The 14,679-nt window shown below is 47.9% G+C and carries 14 protein-coding genes; 12 read left to right on the forward strand and 2 right to left on the reverse strand.

Annotated elements, in window-relative coordinates:
• Positions 1–65 precede the first annotated feature (65 nt).
• The 6 genes from QMG91_RS10190 to QMG91_RS10215 are packed head-to-tail and all read left to right on the forward strand — an operon-like array spanning position 66 to position 6,098.
• A complete protein-coding gene (locus QMG91_RS10190; RefSeq protein ID WP_281826233.1) occupies positions 66–1,688 on the forward strand; it encodes an ABC transporter substrate-binding protein in 1,623 nt (540 codons plus the stop codon).
• Entirely contained in the window at positions 1,688–2,650 is a 963-nt protein-coding gene (locus QMG91_RS10195; protein WP_022550422.1) for an ABC transporter permease, read from the forward strand. The genes QMG91_RS10190 and QMG91_RS10195 overlap by 1 nt, the downstream gene beginning before the upstream one ends.
• A complete protein-coding gene (sapC, locus tag QMG91_RS10200) occupies positions 2,637–3,524 on the forward strand; it encodes a putrescine export ABC transporter permease SapC (RefSeq protein WP_022550421.1) in 888 nt (295 codons plus the stop codon). The genes QMG91_RS10195 and sapC overlap by 14 nt, the downstream gene beginning before the upstream one ends.
• On the forward strand, positions 3,524–4,519 hold the full coding sequence (locus QMG91_RS10205; RefSeq protein WP_004409215.1) for a peptide ABC transporter ATP-binding protein: 996 nt from the start codon (positions 3,524–3,526) through the stop codon (positions 4,517–4,519). Before sapC ends, QMG91_RS10205 begins: the two co-directional genes overlap by 1 nt.
• Positions 4,516–5,298 (forward strand): peptide ABC transporter ATP-binding protein, encoded by a 783-nt coding sequence (locus QMG91_RS10210; RefSeq protein WP_022550420.1) that lies wholly within the window; start codon positions 4,516–4,518, stop codon positions 5,296–5,298. The genes QMG91_RS10205 and QMG91_RS10210 overlap by 4 nt, the downstream gene beginning before the upstream one ends.
• A gap of 8 nt (positions 5,299–5,306) precedes the next feature.
• Entirely contained in the window at positions 5,307–6,098 is a 792-nt protein-coding gene (locus tag QMG91_RS10215; RefSeq protein ID WP_281870008.1) for a DUF2927 domain-containing protein, read from the forward strand.
• Positions 6,099–6,111: 13 nt separating this feature from the next.
• Here QMG91_RS10215 and QMG91_RS10220 read toward each other — a convergent pair whose 3' ends face one another.
• Together QMG91_RS10220 and QMG91_RS10225 are read right to left on the reverse strand one after the other, a co-directional pair.
• Complete coding sequence (locus QMG91_RS10220) at positions 6,112–6,501, reverse strand: DUF2750 domain-containing protein (protein WP_022550418.1); 390 nt, start codon at positions 6,499–6,501, stop codon at positions 6,112–6,114.
• 106 nt (positions 6,502–6,607) lie between these two features.
• On the reverse strand, positions 6,608–7,522 hold the full coding sequence (locus QMG91_RS10225; RefSeq protein WP_080717257.1) for a MurR/RpiR family transcriptional regulator: 915 nt from the start codon (positions 7,520–7,522) through the stop codon (positions 6,608–6,610).
• Positions 7,523–7,763: 241 nt separating this feature from the next.
• Here QMG91_RS10225 and QMG91_RS10230 point away from each other — a divergent pair, with 241 nt between their 5' ends.
• The 6 genes from QMG91_RS10230 to QMG91_RS10255 all read left to right on the forward strand — a co-directional run bounded on the left by QMG91_RS10230 (position 7,764) and on the right by QMG91_RS10255 (position 14,674).
• The gene (locus QMG91_RS10230) at positions 7,764–8,243 is read left to right on the forward strand and encodes a TRAP transporter small permease subunit (protein ID WP_281870009.1); all 480 of its coding nucleotides are present in this window, start codon (positions 7,764–7,766) and stop codon (positions 8,241–8,243) included.
• Entirely contained in the window at positions 8,240–9,562 is a 1,323-nt protein-coding gene (locus tag QMG91_RS10235) for a TRAP transporter large permease (protein WP_281826241.1), read from the forward strand. Before QMG91_RS10230 ends, QMG91_RS10235 begins: the two co-directional genes overlap by 4 nt.
• A gap of 64 nt (positions 9,563–9,626) precedes the next feature.
• Entirely contained in the window at positions 9,627–10,679 is a 1,053-nt protein-coding gene (dctP, locus tag QMG91_RS10240) for a TRAP transporter substrate-binding protein DctP (protein ID WP_004409232.1), read from the forward strand.
• 47 nt (positions 10,680–10,726) lie between these two features.
• Positions 10,727–12,094, forward strand: coding sequence for a glutamine synthetase family protein (locus tag QMG91_RS10245; RefSeq protein WP_022550415.1), 1,368 nt, complete (start codon positions 10,727–10,729; stop codon positions 12,092–12,094).
• 22 nt (positions 12,095–12,116) lie between these two features.
• Positions 12,117–13,508: an aldehyde dehydrogenase family protein gene (locus tag QMG91_RS10250; protein WP_281826244.1), complete on the forward strand. Its 1,392-nt coding sequence runs from the start codon at positions 12,117–12,119 to the stop codon at positions 13,506–13,508.
• On the forward strand, positions 13,508–14,674 hold the full coding sequence (locus QMG91_RS10255) for an iron-containing alcohol dehydrogenase (protein ID WP_281826246.1): 1,167 nt from the start codon (positions 13,508–13,510) through the stop codon (positions 14,672–14,674). The genes QMG91_RS10250 and QMG91_RS10255 overlap by 1 nt, the downstream gene beginning before the upstream one ends.
• The last annotated feature ends 5 nt before the right edge of the window (positions 14,675–14,679 follow it).

Genomic DNA, 14,679 nt, shown 5'->3' on the forward strand with positions numbered 1-14,679 from the left:
CGGATCGAGAGGTATTGGTGAGTAATTACATTATTACCTCGTTAAGTGCCAGAATTCTCGTTTGTATGAAATCGTTCCTACATTTCTCTTTTACCGTTGCCAGTGCGTGGCTACTCAGTGCATGCAGTGACGACATCGACCATAGCACGGTCAGAAAACAAGGCTTTGTCTACTGCGGTCAAAGTTCTCCTTCGTCTTTCAATCCTCAACAAGTCGACAGCGGTCTGACAGCAGAGGCGTTAAGCCAACAGCTTTTTAATACCTTGCTGACTTTAGAGCCTGAAACTCATAAGCCAGTGTCCAGCCTTGCGACCAGTTGGGACGTGAATGAAGATGGTACGGAATATCTTTTCCAACTAAGAGAAGGTGTAGAATTTCAAACAACTCCATGGTTTATTCCTACTCGCACACTTACCGCGCAAGACGTGGTTTTTAGCTTCGAGAGGATTCTAAACAGCAGTCATCCTTTTCATTACCTTGGTCAAGGGCGTTACCCCTGGTTTGAGGGAATAGATTTTAAAGGTCTGGTTAAATCCGTTGAAGCTATCGGCTACAATCAAGTGAAGTTCACTTTGACTCGCGCCGACAACACTTTTCTTCCGAACATTGCTACTCCGTATGCTGTGATTCATTCACGCGAATACGCTGACCAGCTGATAAAGAATGGCACAAAACATTATCTCGACACTCGTCCAATCGGCACTGGTCCCTTCTATCTTGATGAGTATCAGACGGGTGATTTGATTAGAGTGAAAAAGCACGATGGCTATTGGCAGGGTGCTCCAGCCATGCAGCAGGTTGTGTTTGATATTTCTACGCGAGGAACAGGTACCTTAGCGAAGTTACTTCGAAAAGAATGTGACGTGCTCTCTTCTCCGGTTTCCAGCCAGTTACCCATTATTATCGACGACGAAAATCTCGTCTTGCACGCCAAGCCAGCAATGAATGTATCATTCATCGCATTGAACACATCACACCCTGCACTCAATGATCGCCGGGTGAGAAAGGCGTTGAACCTTGCCATTAACCGCCAGGTAATCTTAGATTCCGTCTATTACGGTACAGGTTCGATTGCCTATACTCTCTTGCCACCAAGCTCCTGGGCGTATCAAAAAGACAGCATTCAGATTCGGTACGATCGAAATTACGCACTGGCATTACTTGAAGAAGCAGGATTTTCAAAAGGGTTAGAGATGTCGATGTGGGTACCACTTGAACCCAGACCTTACAACCCAAGCCCTCGGAAAACCGCTGAGCAGATTCAGGCAAGTTTTGCAGATATCGGTATCACGCTGAATTTGCTGACGGATGACAGGTTCAATCGAGCTGAATTGAATACCAATCTGCCTAATGTTGATATGCTGCTTACAGGGTGGACGGCCAGCACTGGCGACCCAGATAACTTTTTACGCCCTTTGCTGTCATGTAACGCTGAAAAAGCGGGGCTGAACGTTTCTATGTGGTGTAACCCGGATTTTGATTTCTTACTCGATTTGTCGCGCGAAACGAACCAGCCTCGGTATCGATTGAATTTGTACCGTCAGGCACAAAACCTGTTGAACCAAGAGATGCCCGTCATTCCATTGGCTCATGGCATTCAGTATCAGGCCAACCATAAATCATTGACTGGTTTCCAAATGAGCCCATTCAACGTTCGATCATTTCACACCGTCGAGAGGAGCGAATAATGTTTCGGTATACGGTTCGACGGTTGAACCTCTTTATTATCACTTTGTTTATACTGACTTTTGTCGGCTTCAGTATATTACGACTGGATCCTACTTCGCCTGCTGCGCTCGAAGACTTGATTCCCGGATGGTTGCAGTATATTGGCGAAATCAGTCAGCTGAACTTTGGACAGAATGAACGAGGTGAACCGATCTGGAATGACATTCTGGTCGTGTTTCCTGCCACTATTGAGCTTTGCTTTTTCGCATTTTTAATTGCCCTTTTGATCGGTATTCCAATTGGAACCGTTGCTGGCACACGTCAGGGAAAGTGGATCGACACCGTGATTTCATTTACCTCGATGTCGGGATTTTCAGCGCCTTTGTACTGGATTGCCCTGATGCTGATCTTCGTGTTCTCACTCACAGCGGAATGGTTTCCGGTTGGCGGGCGTTTTGACCTCTTGTATCAAATTGATCATGTGACTGGCTTTGCGATTATCGATGCCCTGCTCTCCGATCGCCCACTCAAAGCGCACGCACTGCAAAGTGTACTGGAACACCTGATTCTTCCGTGTATCGTTCTGGCACTGGCACCGACCACCCAAATAATCAGTCTTATGCGCGCTTCCGTCGCAGAAGTCATGCAGCAGAACTACATTCGCGCGGCCAAAATTAATGGTCTTTCAAAATATGAGATTGTTATTGAGCACGTTATTCGTAACGCACTGCCTCCGATTATTCCAAAATTCGGTGTTCAGCTTTCCAGTATGCTGACGTTTGCGATCATCACTGAATCCATTTTTAACTGGCCTGGTATCGGTCGCTGGCTTCTTGATGCGTTGTCGAATCAGGATTATGTCGCTATTCAGGCGGGTGTAATGGTTGTGGCTACCTTTGTACTGATCGCCAATATTCTCTCAGACCTCATTGGTGCTTTTGCCAATCCGCTGGTAAGGAAGGAATGGTATGCTGACAGATAATGTATATCAGGAAGAACGCATTCCAACTCAGTTTGAGTTTTTCTGGAGTAACTACCGCAGTAACACGTTGGCAATGTTTGGGCTGTGGTGTCTGGTTATTCTACTTCTGATTACTCTTTTTTCTCCGTGGTTGACGCCTCATGACCCACAGGCACAAACAGCGAATCTTAGGCTGCCACCTTCATGGCACCAGGAAGGTACCGTTGAATTTTTCCTGGGAACTGATGATCTTGGCAGAGACATTCTCTCTCGCCTGATTGAGGGCTCTCAGTTGACTCTGGGTGCAGCCATTATCATCACAGCCATCGCTGCACTTATCGGTTGTGCCATCGGTATTCTTGCAGGTATGACCAAAGGCTTGGTATCCAGTACCCTGAACCACCTTTTGGATACCGTTATGTCCATCCCTTCCCTGCTTCTTGCGATTATTTTCGTCGCGTTTCTAGGGTTTGGGGAATTCAATATTCTGCTGGCGATTTGTCTTGCACTGATTCCTAGGTTTATCCGGTCTGTGTATGTTGCGGTACATAACGAAGTCGAGAAAGACTACGTGACTGCTGCTCGTCTCGACGGCGCTAAAAATATCCATCTTATGTGGAACTCGATTTTTCCAAACGTACTTCCAGTTATCGCTGCCGAAGCAACCATGGCTTTGTCTGTAGCAATTCTGGACATCACGGCACTGGGCTTTTTGGGTTTAGGCGCACAAGCACCGAGCACTGAATGGGGCGCGATTCTGGGCGATTCAGTTGAACTGATTTACTCTGCTCCCTGGACAGTAACCTTACCCGGCTTGGTCATTATGTTTACCATTGTTGTTATTAACTTGGTTGGTGAAGGAACCCGACGCGCACTGAATGCGGGGATTGAATAATGCCTTTACTTGATATTCGACACCTGACGATTGAAATCGAAACCCCACAAGGGAAAGTCAAAGCCGTCGACCGCATGAGCCTGACCATGAACGAAGGAGAAATCCGCGGGTTGGTAGGTGAATCTGGTTCGGGGAAAAGTCTGGTTGCGAAAGCCATTCTGGGCATTGCCAAAGACAACATGACCGTAACCGCGGACAGGCTGCGTCTGGGCAGTATTGATCTGCTGCAACTGACACCTCGTGAAAGACGGCGGATCATCGCGCGCGATATCGCGATGATTTTTCAGGAGCCTTCAACCTGTTTAGACCCTTCCGAACGAGTTGGCAGACAGCTGGCTGAATCCATACCCCGTGATTCTTATGAAGGTCGGTGGTGGCAAGCGTGGAAATGGCGTAAAACACAGGCGATGGCACTGCTTCATAAAGTGGGTATTAAAGACCACAGACGAGTGATGCGCAGCTACCCTTATGAGCTGACCGATGGTGAATGTCAGAAAATAATGATTGCGATGGCTATTGCAACCAAGCCCAAAGTTCTGATAGCAGACGAACCGACCAACGATTTAGACGCCATTACTCAGTCTCAGATTCTCCGTCTGCTTAGCCGGATGAATCAGGTGAACAACACGACCATTCTGCTGATTGGGCACGACCTCACCACCATTACTCAGTGGGCAGACAGAATTACCGTGATGTACTGCGGTCAGTCGGTTGAATCGGCAGCAACCAAACAGATTCTGAATGCACCTAAGCACCCCTACACCGTGGCACTGTTGCAGGCGATGCCAGATTTCAATGACTGGATCCCTCACAAGTCCAAACTGCAATCTCTGCCGGGGTCCATTCCTCCACTTCAACACTTACCTATTGGTTGCCGACTAGGACCAAGGTGCCCTCACGCTCAGCGGCAGTGTGTTGAAATTCCACAGACTCAAAAAGTGAAAAATCATAAGTTCAGTTGTCATTTCCCTCTGAACACGGAGAAGCGTTCATGAGTGCGTTGTTAGAAGTCAGCAACCTAAGCAAAACGTTTATCAGTCGTTCGGGGCTGTTTAGCAAGAAAGAGCAGTACGCGGTTAAACCCGTCAGCTTTACGCTCGAAGCGGGGCAAACCATTGGCTTTATCGGGCAGAATGGCTCAGGCAAGTCGACTCTGGCAAAAATGCTGGCAGGTGTTGTTGAACCAACATCTGGTGAAATAAGAGTCATGGGCGAAAAACTGGAGCACCGAGACTACTCCACTCGCTGTAAATTAATTCGCATGATTTTTCAGGATCCCAATACCTCTCTGAATCCTCGTTTGCAGATTGGCACCATCTTAGAAGGTCCACTGAAACGTAACACCAGCATGGCTTCGGAAGATCGTAAAAAGCGCGTAAAACAAACACTCATGAGAGTGGGTCTGCTGCCTGAACACGCTTACTTTTATCCTCAAATGTTGGCGACCGGACAGAAACAACGTGTCAGCCTGGCCCGTGCACTCATTCTACAGCCGTCTATAATTGTTGCTGATGAGGCGCTCAATGGTCTGGATATGGCGATGCGTTCTCAGATCATTAATTTGCTTTTGGAGTTGCAGGAAGAGATGGGTGTGTCGTTTGTGTTCGTTTCTCAACATATCGGAATCATAAAACACATTACCGACAAAATTATGGTGATGCATGAAGGCAACGTGGTTGAGTCTGGCTCCACGCACGAAGTAATAGCCAATCCATCCCATCAAATTACTCAACGCCTGATCGAGAGCCACTTCAATAAAGCCCCAGCACATTAAGGCAGCCTATGTGGAAAAGCATTAACCCTCTGAATCACTGTATCCTCTGTTTGGTGCTTTTCACGTTTTCCTCCCCTTCCCTCAGCGAGTATCGGTGGCTTGATCCTTCGTATCTCGAAGAAGCCTTTTATGAAGTCGCATTAAAAAATGAATACGATACTGGCGGACAAAACGTCAGGAAATGGCGAGAACCCGTAAAAATATATCTTGAGCATAAAGTCCCGGACGAAGACATTCACACCGAACTGGCTCAAATGCACGTAAAGCACCTGTCGTACCTCACTAATCACCCTATCGAAATTGTTCCCACACCTGAAGAAGCCAACGTTATTTGGGTCTACACAAGGTTGAGCGAATGGGAAGAGGACATTGAAAGAGTATTGGGAAGACCTTCGCTCCAGCATTCAAAGCGAGCTATTTGTATCGCCAATTTTGAAACCGCACCCGACGGGCAAATGATTAAAGGGGGGATTATTATTCCTGTTGATCAGGCTCGTTCAAAAGGAAAACTATTGGGCTGCGTAGTGGAGGAAATTACTCAACTTCTGGGCTTACCGAACGATTCAGAAAAAGTCTACCCATCCATTTTTAACGATGAGTACCCTGAAGATCTGCTTTCCCCTCTTGATGGTCTGCTGCTTAAAATTCTCTATCACCCTTCTCTGGAACCGGGGATGAGTAAAGACGAAGCACAACCTATCGTCAGAGCCATACTTTCAGAGTTCCAGCAAAATGGCACCTTAGAAGGTGCCATTCGAGAAATCAGAAAGGGAGAACTTTACCCACTGATGGGCTTTTAGTTTAAGCGACTTATTAGCGCTTACTCGCCTGTTTTTTTAGTTCAAAATCAAACTCTTCTGGGTACAGAATGACGCCTTCCTCGTTGTCATTCGGGAAGACAACCACAGAAAGCTCATCGTCTTCCAAGCCATAGGTCCAGCGGCTGTGCCATTTGTTGATCGAAATCGCTTCCGGCTTACACTCTTCCCAGTCACCTGTCGCCCAGGCTTGAGCAAACTCTTGGTTTGGCCACACAGGTACGCAATCTTCGTCTTCTGTGTTTAACATGACGCAGCCATGCTCGTCGGTTAAAATCCAAATCTCGCGATTGGCAACCACCTCTTTAATGCAGTATTTCAGGCGTTGTTCTGTGTTGTAACGGTTGATGGTTTCAATTTGTTCTTGATCGAGTTGTTTAGACATTTGGAATGCTCTTAGAAGACAGGAATGCAGGATGGACTATTATACCCAAATCCTCAAAGACATCACGCTCAGCGACAGACGATTTGGGCAAATCTACGACATCAGCTCAGACAAACTTTTTAAATAGTTTGGCTTTATCGAGAAGTACTTCCAGATCTTTCATTCGGTTGCTGGTTTCAGACCAGGTTGCAGACTGAATCGCCTCCACCAAGGCTTCCACTAAAAAAGTAATTGCTACTGTTGAATCCCACGCTGAAGGCGCTTCAATTCGGGCATGAAAAACGTGCTGAGCCAGCTTCACCACTGGCGAACCCCATTGGTCTGTGAAAAGAATCAGGTTCACTTCTCGGCTACGGGCGATTTCCGCCAGTGTGAGAATGTCGTTCTCGTATCGGCGAATATCAAACACCACCAGCGTATCGCCGGGCTTCATGTTAATCACATAATGCGACCAGCTATTGGCGTTCGGTTCCACCATGGTGACGTTGGCACGAATGACTTGCATATGAGTAAACATATATTCAGCAATAGAGTGGCTGATTCGCCCACCAACTATATAGAGAGAGCGGTTTTGGTCACTTAGTACATCCACAACATCATTAAACGTTTTCTCATCGATTTGAGTCACGGTCTGCCGGATGTTGTTCACCACCGCATCAGCAAAACGATCAAGAAGATGGGACTTTTCGTCGATGCTGGGAATAGAATCATGCTTTTCAATCGGGCTTTTTAGGGTGTCGCCTATCTCCTCATGAATGCTGCGCTGCATCTCTGGAAAGCCGCCAAAGCCAAGCTTTTTCGCCAAACGAACCACGGTTGGTGTCGATACCTTCGCGGCTTCCGACAAAGACACTACCGTCCCTAGACTGGACGCCGGGTAATTCTCCAACATCACATTGGCGAGCTGCCTTTCTGCCCGAGTCAGTGTGGCAAACCCTTCTTTAATCCTTTCCGCTACCGTCAAAACATTCTCCATACCGCTTTGTAGCTCCACCGTTATTGAGAACATTGTAACAAACATAACATGACATCTTAAAATGAAAAAATATTTTCTGTAATTTTATTGACAGCATTTTTATTTCTGTAAATATAGGTACAAACAGATCATTATTTAACCAATAATCTGAAATCATTCTAAGAAAACATTCTGGGAACAGTGACGTTCCTTTAGCAGTCTAGTGAACATGGAGTTGTTGATGGAGCAGGATCCAATCCTTTCGCTTCCCTCGCCTATTCGGGCGTTTGTAAAGGGAGTGGAAACAGTGAACCGAAAGATCGGTCGGTTTGCGATGTATCTGGTATTCGTGATGATAGGGATATTGCTCTACTCATCCATTTCAAAAACCTTTTTCTACCCCTCGCTTTGGACGTTGGAAATGGCGCAATTCGTCATGGTGGCGTTTTACATGCTCGGAGGACCTTACTCCATGCAGTTGCAAAGCCACGTCCGAATGGACTTGGTATACGGTAACTGGAGCCTTCGCAAAAAAGCCATGATAGACAGCATCACAGTTATCATGTTGTTCGTTTACTTAGGCGTGTTGCTGTATGGCGGAATATCCAGCACCAGCTACGCGGTCGAATACGGTGAACGCAGCTACTCAGCTTGGCGACCTTATATGGCGCCAATAAAAATCATCATGTGCGTAAGCGTGTTTCTCATGTTGCTTCAGGCGATTGCAGTCTGGATCCGTGACATAGCCACTGTCATCTATGGCAGCGAAACGGAGGCAAATTCATGAGCTACGAAATGATCGCCATGCTGATGTTCTCTGCCATGATGCTGATGCTACTTACTGGTCAGCGTGTCTTTGCGGTTATCGGCTCTATTGCCGTAATCGCCGCTCTGCTTCTGTGGGGCGACGGAGGCTCAGAAATCGCCTTTAGTTCTGCCATTAAGCTGATGAAATGGTATCCACTGCTTACTCTTCCCCTGTTTATCTATATGGGATACATGTTGTCTGAATCAGGTATCGCAGAAGATTTATACCGCATGTTCCATGTCTGGATGGGACCATTAAATGGCGGGCTCGCGATTGGGACCATAGGTTTGATGGTAGTGATCTCCGCCATGAACGGTTTAAGTGTTGCCGGAATGGCCATTGGTGCCAGTATTGCATTACCTGAGCTGTTGCGACGTGGTTACGACAAAATCATGGTAACAGGCGTCATACAGGCGGGAAGCTCATTGGGAATATTGGTTCCTCCAAGTGTGGTTTTGGTTCTGTATGGCATGATTGCCCGCCAGCCTGTTGGACAGCTTTGGCTCGCCGGTGTTTTTCCCGGTCTGCTGATGGCAACCCTCTTTATCGTCTACATTGTGATTCGATGTAAATTGCAGCCGAACCTTGGTCCTGCCCTATCGGAAGAAGAAAGAAACGTCAGCTTAAAAGAGAAACTACTACTGCTACGCGCTGGCATTACCCCGCTTCTGATATTTGTTTCCATGACCGGGTTGTTTTTGATGGGCGTGACCAGTTTGGTAGAAAGTTCCGCCGTGGGTGCAACCGCTGCGACCATTGCTGCCATCGCCAAAAGACGCCTTAATCGAAACGTTATGGAAGAGACGTTAAGAAAAACACTAGCCATAAGCTGCATGTTTATGTGGATCATTCTAGCGGCACTTTGCTTTGGCGCAGTGTTTGACGGAATCGGTGCAGTAAAAGCGATTGAAGGATTCTTCATTGACCGGCTAAACCTGACACCTTGGCAGGTGCTGATTCTGATGCAGCTTTCTTATCTGCTAATGGGAACATTCCTTGACGATACTGCCATGCTGGTGATTGTTGCACCGCTTTATGTTCCGCTAGTCGGCGCACTGGGATTCGACTTGCTCTGGTACGGCGTGCTTTACACCATTACCTGTCAAATCGCCTATATGACGCCCCCGTTTGGCTACAACCTCTTCCTGATGCGTGCGATGGCACCACCCGAAATTTCCCTGAAAGACATTTACCTGTCCATCATACCGTTTGTGCTGATCATGATATTCGGTCTGATTCTGGTGATGGCTTTCCCACAACTGGCTTTGTGGCTACCGGAGTACCACTACGGCCAATAAAACACGACCTGATGTGACAACCTTAAACTTGGACAAGGACACACATTCCATGGAGGAATAAAACATGTCTAGTAGAAGAGATTTCCTTAAAAAAGCAGGGGCGGTGTCAGCCGCAAGTGCAACAGCCATTGTGGGCGCACCTGCTATTGCAAACAGCAAAAAGACCATCAAATGGCGTTTGCAAACCTACGCGGGTCCAGCACTCGGTGAGCACGTGATCAAACCTGCTGTGGATGCATTCAACAAAGCCGCCAATGGCGAAATGGTCATTGAACTGTTTTATGCCGATCAGCTTGTACCTACGGGTGAGCTTTTCCGAGCCATGCAGCGAGGGACAATCGACGCGGTGCAAAGTGATGACGACTCCATCGCCGCTCCTGTAGACATTTCTGTATTCGGCGGGTATTTCCCCTTCGCTACTCGATACAGCCTGGATGTTCCTGTGTTGTTTGAACAATACGGTTTAAAGGAAATTTGGAAAGAAGCATATGACGAAGTGAAAGGCGTCACCTGGTTGTCAGCAGGCGCATGGGACCCCTGCCATTTCGCTACGGTAAAACCGATCCGAAGCCTGTCTGATTTGAAAGGAAAGCGCGTCTTTACCTTCCCTACAGCAGGTCGCTTCCTGTCTCGGTTCGGTGTTATTCCGGTCACTTTGCCCTGGGAAGATGTCGAAGTTGCCATTCAAACTGGCGAGCTTGACGGCATCGCCTGGTCAGGCATTACCGAAGACTACACCGTTGGCTGGGCAGACGTCACCAAGTACTTCCTAACCAACAATATTTCCGGTGCGTGGTGTGGCTCGTTCTTCGCCAACAGCGAGCGCTGGGATGCCCTGCCAGAACACCTGAAAACGCTATGGCGTCTCTGCATGGACAGTTCTCATTACTACCGCCAGCACTGGTATTGGGGTGGAGAAGCTAAACTTCGTGTAGAAGGCAAAAAACTTGAACTGACCACCATCCCAGATGAGGAATGGAAATCAGTCGAACAGGAAGCGCTGAAATTCTGGGATGAGATTGCCAAAACCAGCCCAAGGACAAAACGCGTGGTGGACATCTTCAAGAAATACGCCGCCGATATGGAGAAAGCAGGCAAACCATATCGTTACAGCTAACAGGGTATTGCACCGGCAGCTTATGCCGGTGCTCAGAGGGACAGGAAATGGATGCAAGATCAGTAAAAACCATCGAAGACGCCAAGAAAATTGTTGAAAAACGTGGGCTAAGCCACATCAAAGTTGGGCTGTTCGATAACGATGGGATTATGCGCGGAAAATACATGTCGAAAGACAAGTTTTTCTCGTCACTGGATAAGGGCTTTGCCTTTTGCGATGTGGTTTTGGGCTGGGATGCCAAAGACCAGCTCTACGACAACACCACCTACACCGGATGGCACACAGGCTACCCCGACGCACCAGTCAGAATTCTGCCAGAAACCTGTCGAGATGTGCTGGATGAAGAAGGCATGCTGCTGTTTATTGCCGAGTTTGATGAACAGGCATCCTCTGTCTGCCCTAGAAGTACTTTAGCGCGCGTATTGAACAAATATAACGAGCTCGGATTAAACGCCTTTGCTGCCTTCGAATATGAATTTTTTGTCTTCAATGAGACGCCCCACTCTGTGCGAGAGAAGAATTATCAGGACCTCGACCCAATTACCCCAGACTGGTTTGGCTACTCGATGATCCGAAATTCCACCTATCTGGAGCTGTACCAACAACTGCTCGATTTAGGTGAAAGCATGGACTTCCCCATTGAAGGCATTCATTCCGAAACAGGTCCAGGCGTAATTGAAGCCGCTCTGGCAGTTGATGAAGCCATGAGTGCATCGGACAAAGCAGCCCTGTTCAAAACTTACACCAAAGTGCTGGCTCAACGAAATGACCTTATGGCGACCTTTATGGCGAAATGGAGTAACGATTACCCCGGACAAAGTGGTCATATACATATTTCTTTGCAAAACAAAGATGGAAGTTCTGCTTTTTACGATCCTAAGACCGAATACAACATGAGCACGCTACAGCGTCACTTTGTAGCGGGTTTACAACGACTTATGCCTGATTTTTTATGCATGGTCGCACCAACGGTTAACAGCTACAGACGCATGATCCCCGGCTTCTGGGCACCGACCCACTCTACCTGGGCAGTGGAAAATCGCACAACGTCACTCAGAGTGATTCCGGGTTCTGCCAAAAGTCAGAGAGTGGAATATCGAATTGGTGCTGCTGATGGCAACCCGTATCTTGCTCTCGCTGCCGCATTGGCATCTGGTTTGTGCGGGATACAAAACAAATGGGAACCTGGCGAACCTATCGTAGGTAATGCCTATGAACAAAACATTCCGGAAGATTTGAAACTGCCAGGCACTCTGTGGGATGCAGCGCAAAGGTTAAAAGCTTCTGCTCACGCAAGGGAGATGTTTGGCGATGAATTTGTCGACCATTTCGCGGCAAGCCGAGAATGGGAAGAACGAGAATTCAGAAAAGCAGTGACCGACTGGGAGCTGAAGCGCTACTTCGAAATCATATAAACGGCTAAAGGTATAGGACATCATGGAACAGAACACCCTATCTCCGATCAATGGCAAAGTGTGTGTGACGCGAGAACTGGCAACCGCAGAACAAATTCAGGCTGTGCTCAGCAGCGCCAGTCTTAGCCAAAAGGAATGGCAGGCTACTTCGCTTGAGAAACGTAAAGCCATTTGCTCTAAGGCAATAGAGAATTTTGTTGCCAATAAAGAAGAGATTGCGAAAGAAATTACCCAAATGATGGGGCGACCTATTGCTTACACACAGGGCGAAGTGTTCGGTGTGGAGGAGCGAGCACTCTCAATGATTGCGCAGGCTGATGATGCGTTAGCAACGATTGAACTGCCCGAAAAAACAGGATTTACGCGATACATAAAGCGCGTTCCTGTGGGAAACGTGCTGGTCATCGCCCCTTGGAATTACCCATACCTCACTGCTATCAATGCGGTAATACCTGCTTTATTGGCTGGCAACAGTGTAATCCTCAAACATTCTGCGCAAACCCCACTCTGCGCCGAACGTCTGGTGCAGGCTTTCGAAGGAACCGGGCTGCCAAATGGTGTGTTCCAGTTTATTCATACCGATCATGCGTCCACTGAAAAAATGATTCAGCACCCCGGCATCGACTATGTCGCTTTTACCGGTTCTGTAGCTGGCGGTGCCATGGTAGAACGCAATGCGGCTGGTCGGTTTATTGGTGTCGGTCTCGAACTCGGCGGAAAAGACCCGGCGTATGTTCGTTCGGATGCCGATCTTGATCATGCCGTAGAGACGCTGGTCGACGGAGCCTTTTTCAATTCAGGTCAATCCTGTTGTGGGATCGAACGTATCTATGTTCATGAATCCGTTCACGACCAGTTTGTAGAAAAAGCGGTCAAACTTGCAAAAGAATACACATTGGGTGACCCGACAGATCCAGAGACCACACTGGGGCCACTGGTTAAAACCGCTGCCGCAGATTTTGTGCGCAAACAGATAAAGCAGGCCGTTTCGCAAGGGGCAAAGGCACACATAAACGAACACCTTTTCCCTATGAGTCAAAAGGGAACACCTTATTTAGCGCCTCAGATTCTGACCGAGGTGGATCATTCAATGAGTGTAATGAATGAAGAGTCCTTTGGTCCTGTTGTCGGTATTCAGTCCGTGACCAGTGACGAAGAGGCGATTTCGCTGATGAACGATTCAGAGTTCGGGCTGACGGCATCTGTTTTCACTAAAGACGAGCTAACCGGAGCCCGGATAGGCGAACAGATTGAGACAGGAACATTCTTTGTCAATCGCTGTGACTATCTCGATCCCCAGTTGGCATGGACTGGTGTAAAAAACTCTGGTCGTGGCTGCACCCTTTCAAGCATAGGGTTCGAAATGCTGACCTGCCCTAAATCATTCCATATCAAGACTCTGGGAGAAGGCTAATGACCATCGCAAACTGGAACTACCCGACAGCCATCAGTGTTGGAAAAGACGTTCTAAAGTCACTTCCTGATCACTGTAAGAGACTTAATATTCAATCGCCACTTCTTGTGACTGACCCTTTTCTGGCGGACATGGATATAGTGATAAACGCCATAAAGAACTGTGAAGAAAAAGGGTTGGCGATTGGTATTTTTTCCGATGTTCAGGGAAACCCGACGGACACCAACGTGAATCTGGGTATTGACGCTTACAACGCAGGTCATCACGATGGGATCATCGCATTTGGCGGTGGTTCTAGCCTTGATGCGGCAAAAGCCATCGCCCTTTGTGCAAATCAGAGTCTGCCTCTCTGGAGCTTTGAAGATGTCGGTGACAACTGGGCTCAAGCGGATGAGAGCAAAATTGTACCTGTTATCGCTATACCTACAACGGCCGGCACGGGTTCAGAGGTCGGGCGCGCTTCGGTGATCACCGACTCCGACAGTCACATCAAGAAAATCATCTTCCATCCTAAAATGATGCCTGTACAGGTTTTACTCGACCCAATGGTGACCGTTGGTTTGCCTGCGCACATTACGGCGGCAACGGGAATGGATGCACTCTCTCATAGTTTGGAGGCATACTGCGCTCCCGGATACCATCCCATGGCAGACGGTATCGCTATCGAATCAATCAACCTTGTTAAACACTTTCTCTATCGAGCTTATTTAGACGGTGATGATATCGATGCCCGAACTCAGCTACTGGTGGCGTCGAGTATGGGTGCGACGGCTTTTCAGAAAGGTTTAGGTGCCATGCACGCCCTAGCTCACACCTTGGGTGGGCTATACGACAAACACCACGGGCTGCTGAACGCGATTTTGATGCCGTATGTGCTGGAAGCTAACCGCAGCGAAATCGAAGACAAAATGGTGGTTTTGGCGCGCGCGCTTTCACTGCAGTCTCCGGGCTTTGACGCGGTGAACAACTGGATTCTGAGCATGCGCAAAACACTGGCGATACCACATACACTGGCTGAAATTGGCATCACGGGCGATGAAGTTGAAAAAGTTGGGCAACTAGCGGTTCAGGATGCAGCCGCAGGTGGTAACCCCATACTATTTACAGCGGAAGAGTACTCTCAGCTATTTGTGCATGCGCTGACAGGTCAGAAAATACAACAATAACCATA

The sequence above is a fragment of the Vibrio nigripulchritudo genome, from assembly GCF_027924785.1.
Taxonomy (GTDB): Bacteria; Pseudomonadota; Gammaproteobacteria; order Enterobacterales; family Vibrionaceae; genus Vibrio; species Vibrio nigripulchritudo.

Bases quoted from the DNA above. Each gene is read 5' to 3' on its own strand.
- QMG91_RS10250 (WP_281826244.1), top strand. From the start codon at position 12,117: ATGGAACAGAACACCCTATCTCCGATCAATGGCAAAGTGTGTGTGACG.
- QMG91_RS10235 (WP_281826241.1), top strand. From the start codon at position 8,240: ATGAGCTACGAAATGATCGCCATGCTGATGTTCTCTGCCATGATGCTG.
- QMG91_RS10255 (WP_281826246.1), top strand. From the start codon at position 13,508: ATGACCATCGCAAACTGGAACTACCCGACAGCCATCAGTGTTGGAAAA.
- QMG91_RS10190 (WP_281826233.1), top strand. From the start codon at position 66: ATGAAATCGTTCCTACATTTCTCTTTTACCGTTGCCAGTGCGTGGCTA.
- QMG91_RS10205 (WP_004409215.1), top strand. From the start codon at position 3,524: ATGCCTTTACTTGATATTCGACACCTGACGATTGAAATCGAAACCCCA.
- QMG91_RS10225 (WP_080717257.1), bottom strand. From the start codon at position 7,522: ATGTTTGTTACAATGTTCTCAATAACGGTGGAGCTACAAAGCGGTATG.
- sapC (WP_022550421.1), top strand. From the start codon at position 2,637: ATGCTGACAGATAATGTATATCAGGAAGAACGCATTCCAACTCAGTTT.
- QMG91_RS10220 (WP_022550418.1), bottom strand. From the start codon at position 6,501: ATGTCTAAACAACTCGATCAAGAACAAATTGAAACCATCAACCGTTAC.
- QMG91_RS10210 (WP_022550420.1), top strand. From the start codon at position 4,516: ATGAGTGCGTTGTTAGAAGTCAGCAACCTAAGCAAAACGTTTATCAGT.
- QMG91_RS10245 (WP_022550415.1), top strand. From the start codon at position 10,727: ATGGATGCAAGATCAGTAAAAACCATCGAAGACGCCAAGAAAATTGTT.
- QMG91_RS10195 (WP_022550422.1), top strand. From the start codon at position 1,688: ATGTTTCGGTATACGGTTCGACGGTTGAACCTCTTTATTATCACTTTG.
- dctP (WP_004409232.1), top strand. From the start codon at position 9,627: ATGTCTAGTAGAAGAGATTTCCTTAAAAAAGCAGGGGCGGTGTCAGCC.
- QMG91_RS10215 (WP_281870008.1), top strand. From the start codon at position 5,307: ATGTGGAAAAGCATTAACCCTCTGAATCACTGTATCCTCTGTTTGGTG.